This window comes from Actinomadura sp. RB99, from assembly GCF_014706005.1.
Taxonomy (GTDB): Bacteria; Actinomycetota; Actinomycetes; order Streptosporangiales; family Streptosporangiaceae; genus Spirillospora.
This window is the reverse complement of the sequence record NZ_JABMCA010000014.1, coordinates 99,052-114,580: the sequence shown is the minus strand read 5'-3', so window position 1 is coordinate 114,580 and position 15,529 is coordinate 99,052. Positions and strand designations below refer to the sequence as shown.

Sequence of the window (15,529 nt, the reverse complement as noted above, 5' to 3'; positions counted from 1 at the left end):
GCGCCGGGTCCATGACCGGCTGGCCCGGCCCGGCCCGGCCCGGCCCGGCTCGGGGCGGCGGGCCCGCCGGTCAGGCGGGGGACGGGTCGGGGCCGTCCGGGCGGCAGTGCAGGCACGGCCGGTACCCGGCGGCCCGCGCCGCGGCCAGGTCCCGGAACCCGCGCCGGTGCGAGGGCGCGATCCGGCGGGCGTCGGCGCAGGTCGGGAAGCACACGATCCCCGTGGTGTCGCTGCCGACCAGCCGCACCCCGCGCCGCGCCATGTCGGTGACCTCGTCCACGTCGACGTCCTCGGCGCGCAGCAGCCGCTCCTTGGCCGCCGCCCCGAACACGTACTCGCCCAGCGACCCATCCGACCGGGTCACCCGATGGCAGGGGATCAGCAGCGGCACCGGATTGCGGCCCAGCGCCGACCCGACCGCCCGCACCGCCTTCGGACGGCCCGCGCGCCGCGCCACCCACGCGTACGGGCGGGTCTGCCCGCGCGGGATCGTCGCCGCGGCCCGCAGCACCGCCGCCTCGAACCCGCTGAGCCCGCGCAGGTCCAGCGCCAGGCCGCCGAGCCGCCCCGTCCGCAGCGCCGGGACCAGCCCGGCGGGCGGCGCGTCGGCGGGCAGCAGCGGCCGCGCGAACCGCTCCCGGAACGACGCGGTGAACTCCTGCTCGTCCAGCCCGGCCCGCACGTACGCCACACCGCGGTCGGTGAACGCCACCCGCAGGTGCTCCAGCGGCCCGTCCACCTCGACGCGGCGCGCGGCGATCCGGTCCAGCAGCGCGGGCGGCGCGTCGGCGGCGAGCCCCGCCAGGCCCTCCAGCAGCGCGTCGGACGCGGGATCGATGCCGTTCATCGGGCACCCCCTTCTTCCTGATCCTGGTGCAGGCGGCGCAGGCGCGCCAGGCCGCGGGAGACGTGCGACTTCACGGTGCCCTCCGGCACTCCCATCACCTCCGCGATCTCCGCGACCGGGAGGTCGGTGACGTGCCGCAGCACCACCGCGGCGCGCTGCGCGTCCGGCAGGGCCGCCAGCAGGTCCGCCAGCTCCCGCCCGGTCTCGTGCCGCGCCGCCGCGTCCTCCACGCCCTCGGCGGGGTCGGGCGGGTCCGGCGCGTCCTCCAGCGGCCCCAGCGGCGGCTTGCGCGCCGCCGTCCGCAGGCCGTTGCGCCACACGTTCGTCAGGATCGTCAGCAGCCACGCCCGGGGCCGCAGGTCCGCGATCCGCTCCGGCCCGTACCCGCACAGCGCCCGGTAGGCGCGCAGGAACGCCTCGGCGGACAGGTCCTCGGCCTCCGCCCACCGGCCGCACAACCGCAGCGCGGTGGAGAACACCGGCCCCCGGTACGCCTCGTACAGCACGGCGAACCCGCCGTCCAGGTCCCCGGACAGCGCGGCGACGACCCGCGCGCCTGCGGCGTCGCCCCCGCTCTCGGCGGACGCCCCGGCGGGCCGGATCGAAACCTCGTCGGTAACCGTCACATCCCTTTCAACACCGCCGCCGCCCGGCCCGTTGCAGCCCCGCGCCCGGCCCGGGGCCGGGTCAGGGGAGCGGCCGGGAAACGGCCGGGGAAGGTCAGCCGAGCCAGCCGGGACGGATCATCCCCGACTCGTAGGCCAGCACCACCAGCTGCGCCCGGTCCCGCGCCCCCAGCTTGGACAGGATACGGCTGACGTGCGTCTTCGCGGTCGCCGGCGACAGCACCAGCCGCTCGGCGATCTCCTCGTTCGACAGGCCCTTCGCGACGAGCTCCAGCACCTCCCGCTCCCGCGCCGTCAGCGCGTCCAGCTCCACCGACGGCGGCGGCGCGGTGATCCGGGACGCGAACTCGGCGATCAGCCGCCGCGTCACCGCCGGCGCCAGCAGCGCGTCACCGCGCGCCACCACCCGCACGCCGTGGATCAGCTCCGGCGGCTCGGTGTCCTTCACCAGGAACCCGCTGGCCCCCGCCTTGATCGCGCCGTACACGTAATCGTCCAGGTCGAACGTCGTCAGGATCACCACCCGGACGTCCGCCAGGGCGGGGTCGGTGACGATCCGCCGGGTCGCCTCCAGCCCGTCCAGCACCGGCATCCGCACGTCCATCAGCACCACGTCCGGGCGCAGCTCGCGCGCCAGCCGCACCGCCCGCTCGCCGTCCCCCGCCTCGGCGACGATCTCGATGTCGTCCTCGCCCTCCAGGATCGAGCGGAACCCGGCCCGCACGAGCGTCTGGTCGTCGGCCAGCGCCACCCGGATCACGTGTCCTCCCGCATCGCCCGCCCGGCCTTCCCGTCCGCCACCTGTTCTCCCGCTCCCTCGTCGTGCCCCCGGCGACCGGCCGGGGCGTCCAGCGGCAGCCGCGCCCGCACCCGGAACCCGCCGCCGGGGCCCGGGCCCGCGGTCAGCTCGCCGCCGACCGCCACGGCCCGCTCCCGCATGCCGCGCAGCCCGTTGCCGCCCTTCGGCACGCCCGCCGGCCCGTCCTTCCGCCCGTCCGCCGCGGCGGTGCCGCCGGGCGGGCCCGCCCCATCATCGTCGATCCGCACGATCACCGCGTCCGCGGTGCACCGCACCTCCACCGTCACCGTCTCCGCGCCCGCGTGCCGGACGACGTTGGTCAGCGCCTCCTGCACGATCCGGTACCCGGCCAGCCCGACCGGCGCCGGCACGGCCGCCAGCCGCCCACCGCCCTCGCCGTCGAAGGTGCCGTCGGTGGCGGCGAGGTCGCCGGCCCGACGCACCCGCAACCCCGCGGCCGCCGTGCGCTCCAGCAGCTCACCGACCCGCGCCAGCGACGGCACCGGCTCCACCGGCCCCGCCCCGCCGCCGGGCTCGTCGACCTGCCGCAGCACCCCCAGCACCCCGCGCAGCTCCCGCAGCGTCTGCCGGCTCGCCGCCTTGATCGCATCGAGCGCCGCGTACGCCCGCGCCGGATCGTCGCGCCGGTGCAGCGCCGCCGCCGCCTGTACGTTGATCAGCGAGATCTGGTGCGCCAGCACGTCGTGCAGCTCCCGCGCGATCCGCAGCCGCTCCTGCGCCGCCCGCCGCAGCGCCTCCTCCTCCCGGCCGCGCTCGGCCGCGGCGGCGCGCCGCTCGGCCTCCTCGACCCGGATCCGACGCCCCCGCACGTACTGCCCGATCCCCACCGTCACCAGCAGCGCCAGCGACAGCGACGCCACGCCCCGCGCGTCGGCCACCGCGTCCGGATCGCCGCCGTCCCCGCCCCGCACCGCCGAGGTGGTCAGGAACCCGGCGTTCACCACGATCACCGCGCCCAGCGGCACCGCGAGCCGGCACTGCACCGCGGCGTTGAACAGCGCCACCAGGAACACGAACGCGATCGGCCCGTCCGGATACCCCAGCGGGTAGTACAGCGGCGGCACCACGGTCGCCACCACCAGCAGCACCACCGGATGCCGGCGCCGCCACACCAGCGCCAGCGTCGTCACCGCGATCAGCGCCAGCCCGCCCGGCCACAGCGGACGGTCCCCGGGCTTGGCCGCGACGGCGCTCATCACCACCGTGACCGCCAGCGCGGCCACCGCCGGGACCATCTCGCCGGCCCGGCCGCGACCCCACCAGCGGCCCCACTCCTCCCGGGACCGCGGGGGCCGCGGCCGCGACGGCGGGCTCGGCGGAGCGGGACGCCTGGGACGCCCGGGACGCGGCGAGGGCACGGTCACCCGCCCACCGTAGCGGCCCCTGACTTTCGGCAGTATCACCGCAGATCACCGGCTTGTACCGTGGGCCGGGTGAACGACCCGGCCACCACCGTCCCGCGGCGCCCGGGGGAGCGGGACACGGCCGCCCCCGCGCCCGCGTCCGCCCGCCCGAGCGGCGCCCGCGCCGCCCGCGTCTCGCATGCCGCAGGCGCCGCGCTGCGCGCGGCCCGCGCGGAGACCCGCGCCGCCCTCCACCGGCCCCGCAGATCCCTGCTGGTCAAGGACATCGCGCTGTGGGCGGTCCTGGCCCTGCCCGCCGGGTTCGACCTGGTCTCACCGCTCCAGCCGACCGCACCGTCCTGGTGGCTGCGGATCGCCGCGCTCGGCGTCCTGGCCGCCGCCGTCGCGATCTCCCGGACCCGCCCGACCGCCGCGCTGCTCACCGCCATCGCGCTGATCGTCGTGCACGGCAACTTCGTCTTCGCGATGCCCGTCATGTCCTACCTGACCGGGCTGCGGACGCCCCGCGCCCGCCCGGTGCTGTGGGGATTCACCGCCGTGTTCGCCGCCGGCACCCTCATCAACATCGCCCGCGGCATCGACGTCACCACCTGGTTCCCGCTGACGCTGTGGCTGGTGCTGCTCGGCGTCCTGCCCTGGCTCGTCGGCCGCTACTGGCAGCAGTACCAGGAACTCCTGCACGCCGGCTGGGAACGCGCCGACCGCCTCGAACGCGAGCAGCGCATCACCGCCGAACGTGAACGCCTGCGCGAACGCGCCCGCATCGCCCAGGACATGCACGACTCCCTCGGCCACGAACTCGCCCTCATCGCCGTCCGCGCCGGCGCCCTGCAGGTCGCGCCCGGCCTCGACGACCGCCACCGCGCCGCCGCCGCCGAACTGCGCGCCGGCGCCGCCGACGCCACCGAGCACCTCCGCGAGATCATCGGGGTCCTCCGCGACGACACCGCCCGACGCGCCGCGGCGGGGGAGACCACCGCCCCGGCCGCGCCGGACGCCGCCGCCAGGCCCGTCCACGAAAGCGTCCACGACCTCGTCGAACGCGCCCGCGCCTCCGGCGTCCCCGTCCGCCTGGACACCGCCGTCGGCCCCGCCCCCGGCCCGCTCCCGCCGATGATCGCGCTCGCCGCGCACCGGATCGTGCAGGAGGCCATCACCAACGCCGCCAAACACGCCCCCGGCGCCCCGATCACCGTCACCCTCACCCGCCGCGCCCCTGCCACCGGCGACGACCCGGCCGCGCCCGCGATCACCGTCACCGTCGCCAACGACGCCCCGCCCGGCGGCCCCGCCCTGCTCCCGCCCGGCGGCGGCCACGGCCTCACCGGCCTCGCCGAACGCGCCCGCCTCGCCGGCGGCACCCTGCACGCCGCACCCGCGCCCGGCGGCGGCTTCACCGTCCGCGCCGTCCTGCCCGAGACACCGCCGCCCGGCCCCCGCCCCCTGGACGCCCCCGACGGCCCCTCCGAATCCGCACGCCACCTGGAACGCGAACGCCGCCAGGTCCGCCGCGGCCTCATCACCGCCATCGCCGTCCCCGCCGCCCTCATCGCCGCGCTCGGCGCCGTCATGCTCGGCTACTACGCCTACGCCACCCTCAACTCCGTCCTGCCGCCCGCCGACTACGCCGCCCTGCGCGTCGGCGACACCCGCGACCACGTCGAGCCGCTGCTCCCGCCCGTCCAGGCCACCGAGGCCGGCACCGTCCGCGCCCGCGTCCCCGAACCGCCCGGCGCCCGCTGCCGCTACTACCGCCCCACCGCCGACCTGCTCGGCACCGGCCACCTCTACCGCCTGTGCTTCAGCGGCGGCCGCCTCACCGCCAAGAACACCTACAGCACCGCCGACCCCGCCACGAAAGGCCCCGAGTGATCCGCGTCCTGCTCGCCGACGACGAGACCATGATCCGCGCGGGAGTCCGCGCCATCCTGTCCGCCGACCCCGGCATCGACGTCGTCGCCGAGGCCGGCGACGGCCGCGAAGCCGTCGACCTCGCCCTCGCCCACCACCCCGACGTCGCCCTCCTCGACATCCGCATGCCCCGCATGGACGGCCTCACCGCCGCCGACGAACTGCGCCGCGCCGCCCCCGCCACCGCCGTCGCCATCCTCACCACCTTCGGCGAGGACGACTACATCGCCCGCGCCCTCAGCGGCGGCGCCAGCGGCTTCCTGCTCAAGTCCGGCGACCCCCACGAACTCATCGCCGGCGTCCGCGCCGTCGCCGCCGGCGCCGCGTTCCTGTCGCCCAAGGTCGCCCACCGCGTCATCACCGAGCTGTCCGGCGGGCGCATGGCCGCCGGCGCCGCCGCCCGCCGCCGCACCGAAGGCCTCACCCCCCGCGAACGCCAGGTCCTCGCCCTGCTCGGCGCCGGCCTGTCCAACGCCGAGATCGCCGACCGCCTCCACGTCGTCGAAGGCACCGTCAAGGCCTACGTCAGCGCCATCCTCACCCGCCTGGACGTCAAGAACCGCGTCCAGGCCGCCGTTCTCGCCCACGAAGCCGGACTCGTCCACGACCCCACCCCTGACACCCGCACCCCCTGACACCCGCACCCCCTGACACCCGCGCACCTTGAACGCGACCCGGGGGCCGCCGCGCCGACCACGGCGCGACGGCCCCCGAGCCAGCCCACGGGCGTGTCAGGCGTCCCGGCGACGCAGCACCACCACACCGCCCCACAACGCCGCCACCGCCCACGCCGCCAGGATCGCCGCACCGGCCCCCGCCGGATACGGGCCGTCCCCGTTCATGAAATGCCGCCCCGCACCGCTCGGCAACGCGTCCGCCGCGCGCCGCCCCACGCTCGAACCGGCGTTCTCCAGCAGCATCGGCAGCACCAGCAGGAACAGGAACGCCGTCGTCAACGTCCCCGCCGTGCTCCGCAGCATCGCCCCCAGCCCCAGGACCAGCAGGCACACCAGCGCCAGATACACCCCCGACTGCAGCGCGTCGTCGACGAACACCACCGCCCGCGACCGCCCCCACTCGCCCAGGACCGGACCGGCGACCGCCGTCCCCGCCACGCCCAGCACCACCCCGGCCGGCAGCATCACCGCCGCCAGCACCACCGCCTTCGCCACCAGCATCCGCCCCCGCCGCGGCACCCACTGCAACGTCGACCGGATGCTCCCCGTCGCGTACTCACCGGTGATCACCAGGATCGCCACCGCCACCACCACGAACTGGACCATGTCCAGCGACGCGATCGCGACCCCGCTCACCGACACCACCCCCTGATCGTCCGACGCCACCTCGTTGGTGTTGTTCGACACCGTCGACGACGCCAGGATCAGGCACATCAGTCCCATCAGCACGACCGCGGCCGCAAGGCCCCACCACGTCGAGCGCACCGACCACAGCTTCGTCCACTCCGCCGCGACCGCCCCCCGCAGCCCGCCGCCGGCCCGCTCCGCCCCACCGGACCTCGCCCGCACCGTCACCGCCATCACGCCTCCACCCCGGCCGCCGCACCCGCGCCGTACTCCACGCTCGCCCCCGTCAACTCCATGTACGCCTCCTCCAGCGACGCCTTCTCCTCGCTCAGCTCCAGCACCGGAACCCCCGCCTCGAACGCCAGCCACCCGACCCGATCCACCGGCAACCCCGTCACCACCAGCTCCTCCGCCGACACCCGCACCACCTCGACACCCCGCCGCCCGGCACCCCCGGACGCGGCACCCCCACGCGGGGCGGCCTCGGGGTGAGCGGCCCCGCGCGGGACGGCCTCCGCCTCCACCCGCGCCGCCAGCTCCGCCGCCCGCGGACTGCGCACCCGCACCGCGTTCCGCGAACTCGCCGCGATCACCTCCGCCACCGGCGCGTCCGCGATCAACCGGCCCCGCCCGATCACCACCAGCCGGTCCGCCGTCAACTGCATCTCGCTCATCAGATGCGACGACACGAACACCGTCCGGCCCTCCGCCGCCAGCGACCGCATCAACCGCCGCACCCACAGCACCCCGTCCGGATCCAGCCCGTTCACCGGCTCGTCGAACAGCAGCACCCCCGGATCGCCCAGCAGCGCACCCGCGATCCCGAGCCGCTGCCCCATCCCCAGCGAGAACGACCCCGCCCGCTTGCCGGCCACCCCCTCCAGACCGACCAGAGCGAGCACCTCCTCCACCCGCCCCGCCGCGATCCCGTTGCTGCGCGCCATCGCCAGCAGATGCCGCCGCGCCGACCGCCCCGGATGCACCGCCTTCGCCTCCAGCAACGCCCCCACCTCGCGCAGCGGATGCCGGAACTCCGCATACCGCCGCCCGCCCACCAGCGCCGCACCCGCACTCGGACGATCCAGCCCCACGATCATCCGCATCGTCGTCGACTTCCCCGCCCCGTTCGGCCCGAGGAACCCCGTCACCTTCCCGGCCGCCACCTCCAGCGACAGCCCGTCCACCGCCGTCCTGTCCCCGTACCGCTTCGTCAGACCACGCAACGCGATCATCACACCGTCCCTCCGGCCCCGACATCTCGACAACGCCAGAACCTAGGCGGCGGGGGAGCGGCCCCACAGTGCCCGAACGCCACCCCCCGACCCCCACTTTCGGCAGGGAACCCGCCCCCCGACGAACGGAACGGGCCGCCCCGGTGCCACCACCGGAACGGCCCGCCATACCCGCAGAGCGCTACGAACCCCGCCGATGATGCCGCCCCACCGCACCACCCGGCCCGCCGACGCCCCGCACGCCGCCCATCACGTCCGGCATCGTCACCGCCGCATCGTCCATCCGCGTTACACCCGCGGCACCCGCCGGCACCGGCTCCTGCGCCAGCCCCGCGCCACCGAACCCCGCACCCGCCGGCGCGGCCACCGGACGCGCCCCCAGCAATACCGCCGCCACCGGGAACCCCCGCAGGAAATCCACCAGCGGCTCGGCAGCCCGCACCAGCACCAGCGCCACCACCGGAGCCACCACCACACCCACACAGAACCCCGCCGCCACGTCATGCGGGTAGTGCACACCCACGAAAACCCGCGAGAACGCCATCAGCACCGCCAACGGCAGCACCAGCGGCGCCAGCGCCCGCCACACCACCACCAGCGCCGCCGCCGAGGCCGCCGCGATCGTCGCGTGATTGCTCGGGAATGACCAGTCCCCGGGCGCGGGACACGACGCGATGTGCACCGCCCCCGACACCGCCCGGCACGGCCGCTCCTCCCGCAGGAAGTCCTTCGACACCTCGCTCACCAGATACGCCGCCACCATCGCGAACGGCGCCGACAACGCCAGCCCCATCGCCCGCGCGTCCAGGCCCCGCGCCCGCCACCAGCCCGCCACGAACAGCACCGCGAACAACAGAAGCCCCGCGTTCGTCCCCACGTCCGCCACCGAATGCACCCACGACGGCGTACCCCACGCCCACTCGGTGACGTCCCGGTACAGATGCACGCTGAAATCTGGCGCCTGCATGCTCTCCCTCACGATCGAGACGGCCGCCCGACACCCCATGGGATACCGGACGGACCGTCGAAGTTCACCCCACGTTCACCGTCCCGTAGAGCTTGGCACGTCCCGACGATCACCCGCTCCACAAACGCCGCGCATCACCCAGAAGTCGACCCCGCACCCCCACCGAAGACAGCCCTACCGCCCCTCCGCACGGACGACCCCGCCGCCACCGGCCCCCACCGCAGCACCACCGACCCCCACGCCGGCGCCACCGTGCCGCCCCCGCGACCGGCGCCGCCGCACGAAACGCACCCCCTCCACCACACCCGTCACCGACAACGCCAACCCCAGCCCCACCGCCACACCCCTCACCGGATCGTCCTCGAACGCCGCACCGCCCACATAACCCAGCAGCCCGCCGTACAACCCCCACGACACCGCCGCCACCCCCGCGAACACCGAGAACCGCCGCAACGGGAACCCCAACGCACCCATCGACACCGTCACCGCCGTCCGCCCACCCGGCACGTACCGCGCCACCACCAGCACCAACCCGCCACGCTCCGCCAACGCACCCCGCGCCCGCACCAGCGCCCCGTACCGCCGCGTCCCCGGCCGCGCCCGCCGCAGCAACCGCCCGCCCGGCCCCCGCCCCAGCAGGAACGCCACATGATCACCGGCGAACGCGCCCGCCGCCGCCGACACCACCACCAGCGCCAGATCCGGCGACCCCGACGCCGCATACACCCCGCCCGCGATCACCATGCTCTCGCTCGGCACCACGGGGAAGAAGCCGTCCAGCAGCGCCACCGCGAACAGCACCAGGCAGAACCACGGCGACGACACCGCCGCACCCACCACATCCAAGATCGAATCCATGCCCCCGACGCTAGGAACCGCACCACCGCCCCCACATCCCCCGAAAGCCCGCCACCACCCCCGACCTCCGACAGGAGGTCACACCACGCCGCTTACCACAACCAAAACCGATTCGCCCACCACGACGCCCGTCCACCACACTGACACCACGTGGGACACCTGCACATATTCGACATGGACGGCACCCTCCTCACCGGAACCACCGCCAACCTCCAACTCGCCCGCCACCTCGGCACCCTCACCGAACTCCACGCCCTCGAGGCCCGGTTCGCCGCCGGCACCCTCGACACCCGCGGCTTCTCCAGCGAGATCCACCGCCTCTGGCACCACCTCACCCCCGACCACGTCGCCGCCGCCTACACCGCCAGCCCCTGGCTCACCGGCATCCCCGACGTCTGCGCCGACATCCGCGCACGCGGCGAACACTCCGCCGTCATCACCATGTCGCCCGACTTCTTCGCCCGCCACCTCCTCGACCTCGGCTTCGACCACGTCATCGCCTCCCGCTTCCCCCCGCTCCCGTTCACCGCCGCACCCCTCGACACCAGCGGCATCCTCACCCCAGACGACAAGGTCCGCATCACCGAAGAACTCCGCACCCGCCACGGCCTCACCACCGACCAATGCCTCGCCTACGGCGACTCCATGTCCGACGCGCCCCTCTTCCGCCACCTCAAGAACACCATCGCCATCAACGCCGACCACCACCTCGCCGGCATCGCCGCCCTCGACTACCGCGGCACCGACCTCACCGCCGCCTACACCCTCGCCCGCACCCTCCTCTGACCACCGACCAGGGGAGGGAGACCCAGGGGGAGAGGCCCGAGGGACAGGACCGGGGGACAGTCCGCCCCGCGCCTCACCCCCGCTCCACCGGCCCCAGCAACGGATGCACCCGCATCGCCGCCTCCAACTCACCCGGCAGCTCGTCCCGATACCGCCCCAGCGTCGACAGATCCGAATGCCCCAGCACCCGCCGCACCGCATCCATGTCCGTCGCCGCCGCCAGCAGATGCGTCGCCGTCGTATGCCGCAGCCCATGCGGCGTCACACTCCGCCGCCGCCCCGGCTCCACCCCCTCCAGCACCCGATCGATCACCGCCTGCACATCACCCCGCGCCAACCGCCGACCCCGCCACGACAGCAACAACGCCCGCGACTCCACCCCGCGATCCAGCAGCACCCGCCCCTCCGCCAGATACGCGTCCAGCACCTCCACCACCGGACGAGGCAGCGGCACATCCCGCGTCCGCCCGCCCTTCCCGAAGATCCGCCAATACCGCATCCCCCCGTTGACGAAGAAGTCCTCCGCGTTCGCCCGCGTCAACTCCGACACCCGCGGCCCCACCGCCGCCAGCAACAGCACGATCAACCCGTCCCGCAACTCCGTCCGCTGATCCACCCGCCGCCGCGGCGCCGGACCCGCCTCCGCCATCTCCCGCGCGGCCCCCAGCAACCCCTCCGCCTGCTCCACCGTCAACGCCCGCCGCTCCGCCCGCAACCCGCCCCGATGCTTCGGCCGCACCGTCACCGCCACCATCGGATCCAACTGCACCCACCCCGCCACCACCGCGTACTTGAAGAACGCCGACACCGACCTGCGGAACCGCGCCTGGGACGACGCGCTCTGCAACGCACCACCGCCGTCCGCCCCCGGCACCCGCCCCCCGCGCCGACGCCCGTCCGGCTTGCGCGCGAACCCCAGCAGCACCTCATCGACGTCCGCCCCCGTCAGATCGTCCAGCACCCGATCCGCACCCGCCAGCTCCGCGAACGTCACCACGTCCCGCGCGTACACCTCCGCCGACGCCGGCGCCAACGCCCCCGTCGAACACTTCGCCCGGACCATCTCCGCATAACGGTCCACAGCCTCGGCAACGGTCACACGCTGAAGATCGGCAGGACGCACCCGCCGGACGCTACAACCCGCCACCGACAAAACCGCCCCCGGACGGGTACGACCACCGCACCCGACACCCTGGGGGAGAGGAGCCGCCCGTGCGGATCGGCACATCCGGATGGCAGTACACCGACTGGCGCGACGTCCTCTACCCGTCCGGCGTCCCGCAACGCGCCTGGCTGCAGCGCTACAGCGAAGTCTTCACCACCGTCGAGAACAACAACGCCTTCTACCGGCTCCCCAAACGCGCCACCTTCGAAGCCTGGCGCGACAACACGCCGCCCGGCTTCGTCATGGCCGTCAAAGCCAGCCGCTACCTCACCCACATGAAACGCCTCAACGACCCCGCCGAGCCCGTCGCCCGCCTCATGGCCGCCGCCGGCGGCCTCGACGACAGACTCGGCCCCGTCCTGCTCCAACTCCCGCCCACCCTCCAGGCCGACCCCGACCGCCTCGACGCCTGCCTGCGCCGGTTCCCGGCCGGCGTCCGCGTCGCCGTCGAACCACGCCACCCCACCTGGTGGACCGACGACGTCCGCCGCGTCCTGGAGCACCACGGCGCCGCCCTGTGCTGGGCCGACCGCCTCGGCCGCCCCCTCACACCCCTCTGGCGGACCGCCGACTGGCTCTACCTGCGCTTCCACGAAGGCCCCGCCGACCCCTGGCCCCACTACGACGACGAGACGCTCCGCGCCTGGACCGAACGCCTGGACGACGCCGACGACGCCTACGTCTACTTCAACAACGACCCCGGGGGAGCGGCCGTCCGCAACGCCCTGCGCTTCATCGACCTCACCGCCACGTGACCCGGCGCACCCCGGTCACGAACGCGGCGCGTACATGATCAACGCGACCCCGGCCAGGCAGACCAGCGCGCCGGCGAGGTCCCACCGGTCCGGCCGGAACCCGTCGACGACCACGCCCCACGCCAGCGACCCCGCGACGAACACACCGCCGTACGCGGCCAGGATCCGGCCGAAGTCGGGGGAGGGCTGCAACGTCGCCACGAACCCGTATGCCCCGAGAGCGGCCACCCCCGCCACGATCCACCACGGCCCGCGGTGCTCCCGCCAGCCCTGCCACACCAGCCACGCGCCGCCGATCTCCGCGAGCGCGGCCAGCAGGAACAGGGCGATCGAGCGCAGCACGGTCATGCCGATCACCCTAGAGAGCCCGCCGCCGCGAGCCGCACATGTCCTGTCTCAATGAACCTGCGAAGTGGCCACCGCTCTGTGCAGTCAGCTTTGGGCGGGGTGGTGACCATGAAGCCGGACGGTCGTCGGACGATGTGTGGGCTATGTCAATCGGTAGTGCTGGCGTGCACGGCGATGATTCGCCAGCCGTGCCTCTCGTCGTATATCCAAGTGCGGGTGTATCGCATCCTGGCTGCGAACGGCGTCCCGGAGACGGTCCCCTCGACGGTGCCGAGAAACCAGGTCACCCCGGTGTGCCCGTCAGCGAGTACGGTCAGCTCTTCCTCGGCCACCTTCGTCAGCACCTGCGTCCGAGTGCGATGCAGCTCCAGATCGTCCGCCTTGGTCTGAACGTTGGCACCGAAGGTGAAGATCAGCCGATCATCCAGCAGCCGATCAAGCGCCTTGACATCTCCAGCCAGCTGCGCGGCCTGGAGTCGGTGCTCCGCCTCTCGCAAGTCCTCCCGCAAGTCCTCCATGAGGCCCACCCTCCCAGGACGCGTCCTATCCACGCCAGGACGTTCACGTTCGGCTGATCTTCGCAGGAAGCAGGTTCAGTGAGACAGTCGACCGGCTCGCGGCGGCTTGACTGAGAACCGAGCAGGTTCACTGAGACGGGACAGCACACCGCCCAAGCCAAAGGACGAATCTATACAAACTGCTCATACCGGACAGAAGCTGGATTCTGTCCGGTATGAGATCGCAAAGACCACATATGTCGCAAGTGACACCGCGACGACCGCGCCATCGACCAGAGCACCGCGAGCGCTCCTTGATCATCCGTGACATCCGCCCGGAGCGAGCGCCGATCCGGGCCGGGGAGCGGACCCACCTCGCGAGCCCAGGGCGGGAAAGAGAGGATGGCCTGCCTTGCCTGCATCAGATCGCCCGCCGCGGCTCGTCCCGCCGACGGCGGCGGTGCGCGACTCGTTCCTCGCCGGCGAGCGCGCCGACTGCCTCGCCGAAGGCGCCACCGACGACTGGACGCGCACGCTCGACGACGCGGCCGCCGACTTCGAGGCGTTCGCCGCGCGGGTCCGCGCCGTCAGGCACCGCTGGGGCGTGCCGTACAGCACGTTCTGGTACGTGTCCGGCGAGCACTACATCGGCACCTTGATCATCCGGCACCGGCTGACGCCGCAGCTCGCCGACGTCGGCGGACACGTCGGCTACCACGTGGTCACGCCCTGGCGCCGCCAGGGCCACGCCACCGCGATGCTCGCCGCCGGCCTGATCGAATGCCGGAGCCTTGGCCTGGATCGCGTTCTGCTCACGTGCGCCGCCGGCAACGAGCCGTCGCGGCGCGCCATCCTCGCCAACGGCGGCGTGCCGGACGGCCGCCGCCGGGGCGAGGACCGTTTCTGGATCGCCGTCACGCACTGACCGCCGCACACACGGCGTTCTGGCGCCGTGCGCCCGCTTTCGTCCCAGCTCTCGCAGATGGTCGATAATTAGCATTATGTTAAGTAGAGGTCATCGACCCCCTCCTCACCGGCCCGAAAATGGACTTCGCACAGTCGCCCTGACCGGCCTCGACTTCCTCGGCTGGCGTGATCCGAAGGCTCCCGACCGCGTCTACCTGATCGCCGAGAAGGACGACCGGCTCACCGGGATCGCGCTGCGCCTCGCGTCCGCGCCCGGCAAGGCACGCGGGTTCAACTCGACCAGCCTGTGCTCGTTCTGCCATACCGCGCACACCGGCGGCGGTGTCGCGTTGATGAGCGCGCGGCGCAGCGGCGATGCCGGCAAGCAGGGCAACACCGTCCCCCTTGAGGAGAAGGTCGCACGCATCAAGACGAACCTGGACGCCTTCATCACCTCGATCAGCACCTGACCGCCGGTCACCCGCCCCTATCCCCTACGGCTGTTCGGCGGACTCGAGGGTATGGGCTCTCCCCCGCCTCAGGCGTTGAAGGTGGCGTTCCGGGTTTCGGTGACCGTGGCTGTGCGGCCTGGTGCGGTGTGGAGGAAGCGCCAATAGAGGTTGGTGTGGGCGATGACCTGCTCGGGTGGCGGCGCGCCCCATATGCTCTTGTCCGGCGTGGTGTGGGCGTCTTCGACGAGGATCACGTCGTAGCCGCGGGTGAAGGCGCTGTGGATGGTGGAGCGGATGCAGACGTCGGTCTCCGGGCCGGCGACGACCAGGTGGCCGATGCGGGCGTCGGTGAGGGTGCGGTCGAGGTCGGTGTCCTCGAAGGCGTCGCCGTAGGACTTGGCGACGAGCGGTTCGTCCTCGCGGCGTTCCAGTTCCGGGACGTAGCGCCAGGCGTCGCTTCCCTTCTGCAGTTCGGCGTCGGAGTGCTGGACCCAGATGACGGGCGCGTTCTGGGTGCGGGCCTTGGCCGCGAGTGCGGCGATGTTGGCGATGACGGTGTCGCGCTTGTGGGCGTCGGCCATGACGCCGTTCTGGACGTCGATGACGAGCAGGGCGGTGTTGGGGCGGTCGGGCAGTGTGGTCATGGCGGGGCTTCCCTGGTTCGGGTGGTTCGGCGGGCAGGGTATTGGAC

At 73.8% G+C, this 15,529-nt stretch carries 18 protein-coding genes; 6 read left to right on the top strand and 12 right to left on the bottom strand.

Translation table 11 applies throughout. The features are described from left to right. Positions 1 to 70: 70 nt before the first annotated feature. From amrb99_RS15825 to amrb99_RS15810, 4 genes are all read right to left on the bottom strand, one after another. Positions 71 to 847: a methylated-DNA--[protein]-cysteine S-methyltransferase gene (locus tag amrb99_RS15825; RefSeq protein ID WP_190856709.1), complete on the bottom strand. Its 777-nt coding sequence runs from the start codon at positions 845 to 847 to the stop codon at positions 71 to 73. Next, positions 844 to 1,473: an RNA polymerase sigma factor gene (locus amrb99_RS15820; RefSeq protein WP_347256696.1), complete on the bottom strand. Its 630-nt coding sequence runs from the start codon at positions 1,471 to 1,473 to the stop codon at positions 844 to 846. Before amrb99_RS15820 ends, amrb99_RS15825 begins: the two co-directional genes overlap by 4 nt. Before the next feature lie 94 nt (positions 1,474 to 1,567). Beyond that, complete coding sequence (locus tag amrb99_RS15815) at positions 1,568 to 2,233, bottom strand: response regulator (RefSeq protein WP_190856708.1); 666 nt, start codon at positions 2,231 to 2,233, stop codon at positions 1,568 to 1,570. Beyond that, the gene (locus amrb99_RS15810; RefSeq protein WP_347256695.1) at positions 2,230 to 3,516 is read right to left on the bottom strand and encodes a sensor histidine kinase; all 1,287 of its coding nucleotides are present in this window, start codon (positions 3,514 to 3,516) and stop codon (positions 2,230 to 2,232) included. Before amrb99_RS15810 ends, amrb99_RS15815 begins: the two co-directional genes overlap by 4 nt. 210 nt (positions 3,517 to 3,726) lie before the next feature. Here amrb99_RS15810 and amrb99_RS51050 point away from each other — a divergent pair, with 210 nt between their 5' ends. Then, complete coding sequence (locus tag amrb99_RS51050) at positions 3,727 to 5,529, top strand: histidine kinase (RefSeq protein WP_206699956.1); 1,803 nt, start codon at positions 3,727 to 3,729, stop codon at positions 5,527 to 5,529. After that, entirely contained in the window at positions 5,526 to 6,203 is a 678-nt protein-coding gene (locus tag amrb99_RS15800) for a response regulator (RefSeq protein WP_190856707.1), read from the top strand. The genes amrb99_RS51050 and amrb99_RS15800 overlap by 4 nt, the downstream gene beginning before the upstream one ends. Positions 6,204 to 6,299: 96 nt before the next feature. On the opposite strand, the gene amrb99_RS15795 is transcribed toward amrb99_RS15800, so the two are convergent. From amrb99_RS15795 to amrb99_RS15780, 4 genes are all read right to left on the bottom strand, one after another. Next, positions 6,300 to 7,106, bottom strand: coding sequence for an ABC transporter permease (locus amrb99_RS15795; RefSeq protein ID WP_190856706.1), 807 nt, complete (start codon positions 7,104 to 7,106; stop codon positions 6,300 to 6,302). Beyond that, positions 7,106 to 8,104 (bottom strand): ATP-binding cassette domain-containing protein, encoded by a 999-nt coding sequence (locus amrb99_RS15790; RefSeq protein WP_190856705.1) that lies wholly within the window; start codon positions 8,102 to 8,104, stop codon positions 7,106 to 7,108. Before amrb99_RS15790 ends, amrb99_RS15795 begins: the two co-directional genes overlap by 1 nt. Before the next feature lie 181 nt (positions 8,105 to 8,285). Beyond that, entirely contained in the window at positions 8,286 to 9,071 is a 786-nt protein-coding gene (locus amrb99_RS15785; RefSeq protein WP_190856704.1) for a phosphatase PAP2 family protein, read from the bottom strand. Positions 9,072 to 9,245: 174 nt separating this feature from the next. Next, the gene (locus amrb99_RS15780; RefSeq protein ID WP_190856703.1) at positions 9,246 to 9,929 is read right to left on the bottom strand and encodes a VTT domain-containing protein; all 684 of its coding nucleotides are present in this window, start codon (positions 9,927 to 9,929) and stop codon (positions 9,246 to 9,248) included. Positions 9,930 to 10,079: 150 nt separating this feature from the next. Here amrb99_RS15780 and amrb99_RS15775 point away from each other — a divergent pair, with 150 nt between their 5' ends. After that, positions 10,080 to 10,715 carry an HAD-IB family phosphatase gene (locus amrb99_RS15775; protein WP_190856702.1) on the top strand — a complete coding sequence of 212 codons (636 nt, stop codon included), beginning with the start codon at positions 10,080 to 10,082 and terminating at the stop codon, positions 10,713 to 10,715. A gap of 73 nt (positions 10,716 to 10,788) precedes the next feature. Here the strand turns inward: amrb99_RS15775 and amrb99_RS52400 are convergent, their stop codons facing one another. Next, complete coding sequence (locus amrb99_RS52400) at positions 10,789 to 11,814, bottom strand: tyrosine-type recombinase/integrase (protein WP_347256694.1); 1,026 nt, start codon at positions 11,812 to 11,814, stop codon at positions 10,789 to 10,791. A gap of 113 nt (positions 11,815 to 11,927) precedes the next feature. Here amrb99_RS52400 and amrb99_RS15765 point away from each other — a divergent pair, with 113 nt between their 5' ends. Further along, a complete protein-coding gene (locus tag amrb99_RS15765) occupies positions 11,928 to 12,635 on the top strand; it encodes a DUF72 domain-containing protein (protein ID WP_347256693.1) in 708 nt (235 codons plus the stop codon). Positions 12,636 to 12,650: 15 nt separating this feature from the next. Here amrb99_RS15765 and amrb99_RS15760 read toward each other — a convergent pair whose 3' ends face one another. Together amrb99_RS15760 and amrb99_RS15755 are read right to left on the bottom strand one after the other, a co-directional pair. Then, on the bottom strand, positions 12,651 to 12,983 hold the full coding sequence (locus tag amrb99_RS15760; RefSeq protein ID WP_190856700.1) for a YnfA family protein: 333 nt from the start codon (positions 12,981 to 12,983) through the stop codon (positions 12,651 to 12,653). Between the two features lie 146 nt (positions 12,984 to 13,129). Further along, the gene (locus amrb99_RS15755; RefSeq protein ID WP_190856699.1) at positions 13,130 to 13,501 is read right to left on the bottom strand and encodes a nuclear transport factor 2 family protein; all 372 of its coding nucleotides are present in this window, start codon (positions 13,499 to 13,501) and stop codon (positions 13,130 to 13,132) included. A 391-nt stretch (positions 13,502 to 13,892) separates the two neighbouring features. Between amrb99_RS15755 and amrb99_RS15750 the strand changes: the two genes are divergently transcribed. Continuing rightward, the gene (locus amrb99_RS15750; protein ID WP_190856698.1) at positions 13,893 to 14,405 is read left to right on the top strand and encodes a GNAT family N-acetyltransferase; all 513 of its coding nucleotides are present in this window, start codon (positions 13,893 to 13,895) and stop codon (positions 14,403 to 14,405) included. A 76-nt stretch (positions 14,406 to 14,481) separates the two neighbouring features. Beyond that, on the top strand, positions 14,482 to 14,856 hold the full coding sequence (locus tag amrb99_RS15745; RefSeq protein ID WP_190856697.1) for an FBP domain-containing protein: 375 nt from the start codon (positions 14,482 to 14,484) through the stop codon (positions 14,854 to 14,856). A gap of 68 nt (positions 14,857 to 14,924) precedes the next feature. On the opposite strand, the gene amrb99_RS15740 is transcribed toward amrb99_RS15745, so the two are convergent. Then, the gene (locus amrb99_RS15740; RefSeq protein WP_190856696.1) at positions 14,925 to 15,482 is read right to left on the bottom strand and encodes an isochorismatase family protein; all 558 of its coding nucleotides are present in this window, start codon (positions 15,480 to 15,482) and stop codon (positions 14,925 to 14,927) included. Positions 15,483 to 15,529 lie beyond the last annotated feature (47 nt).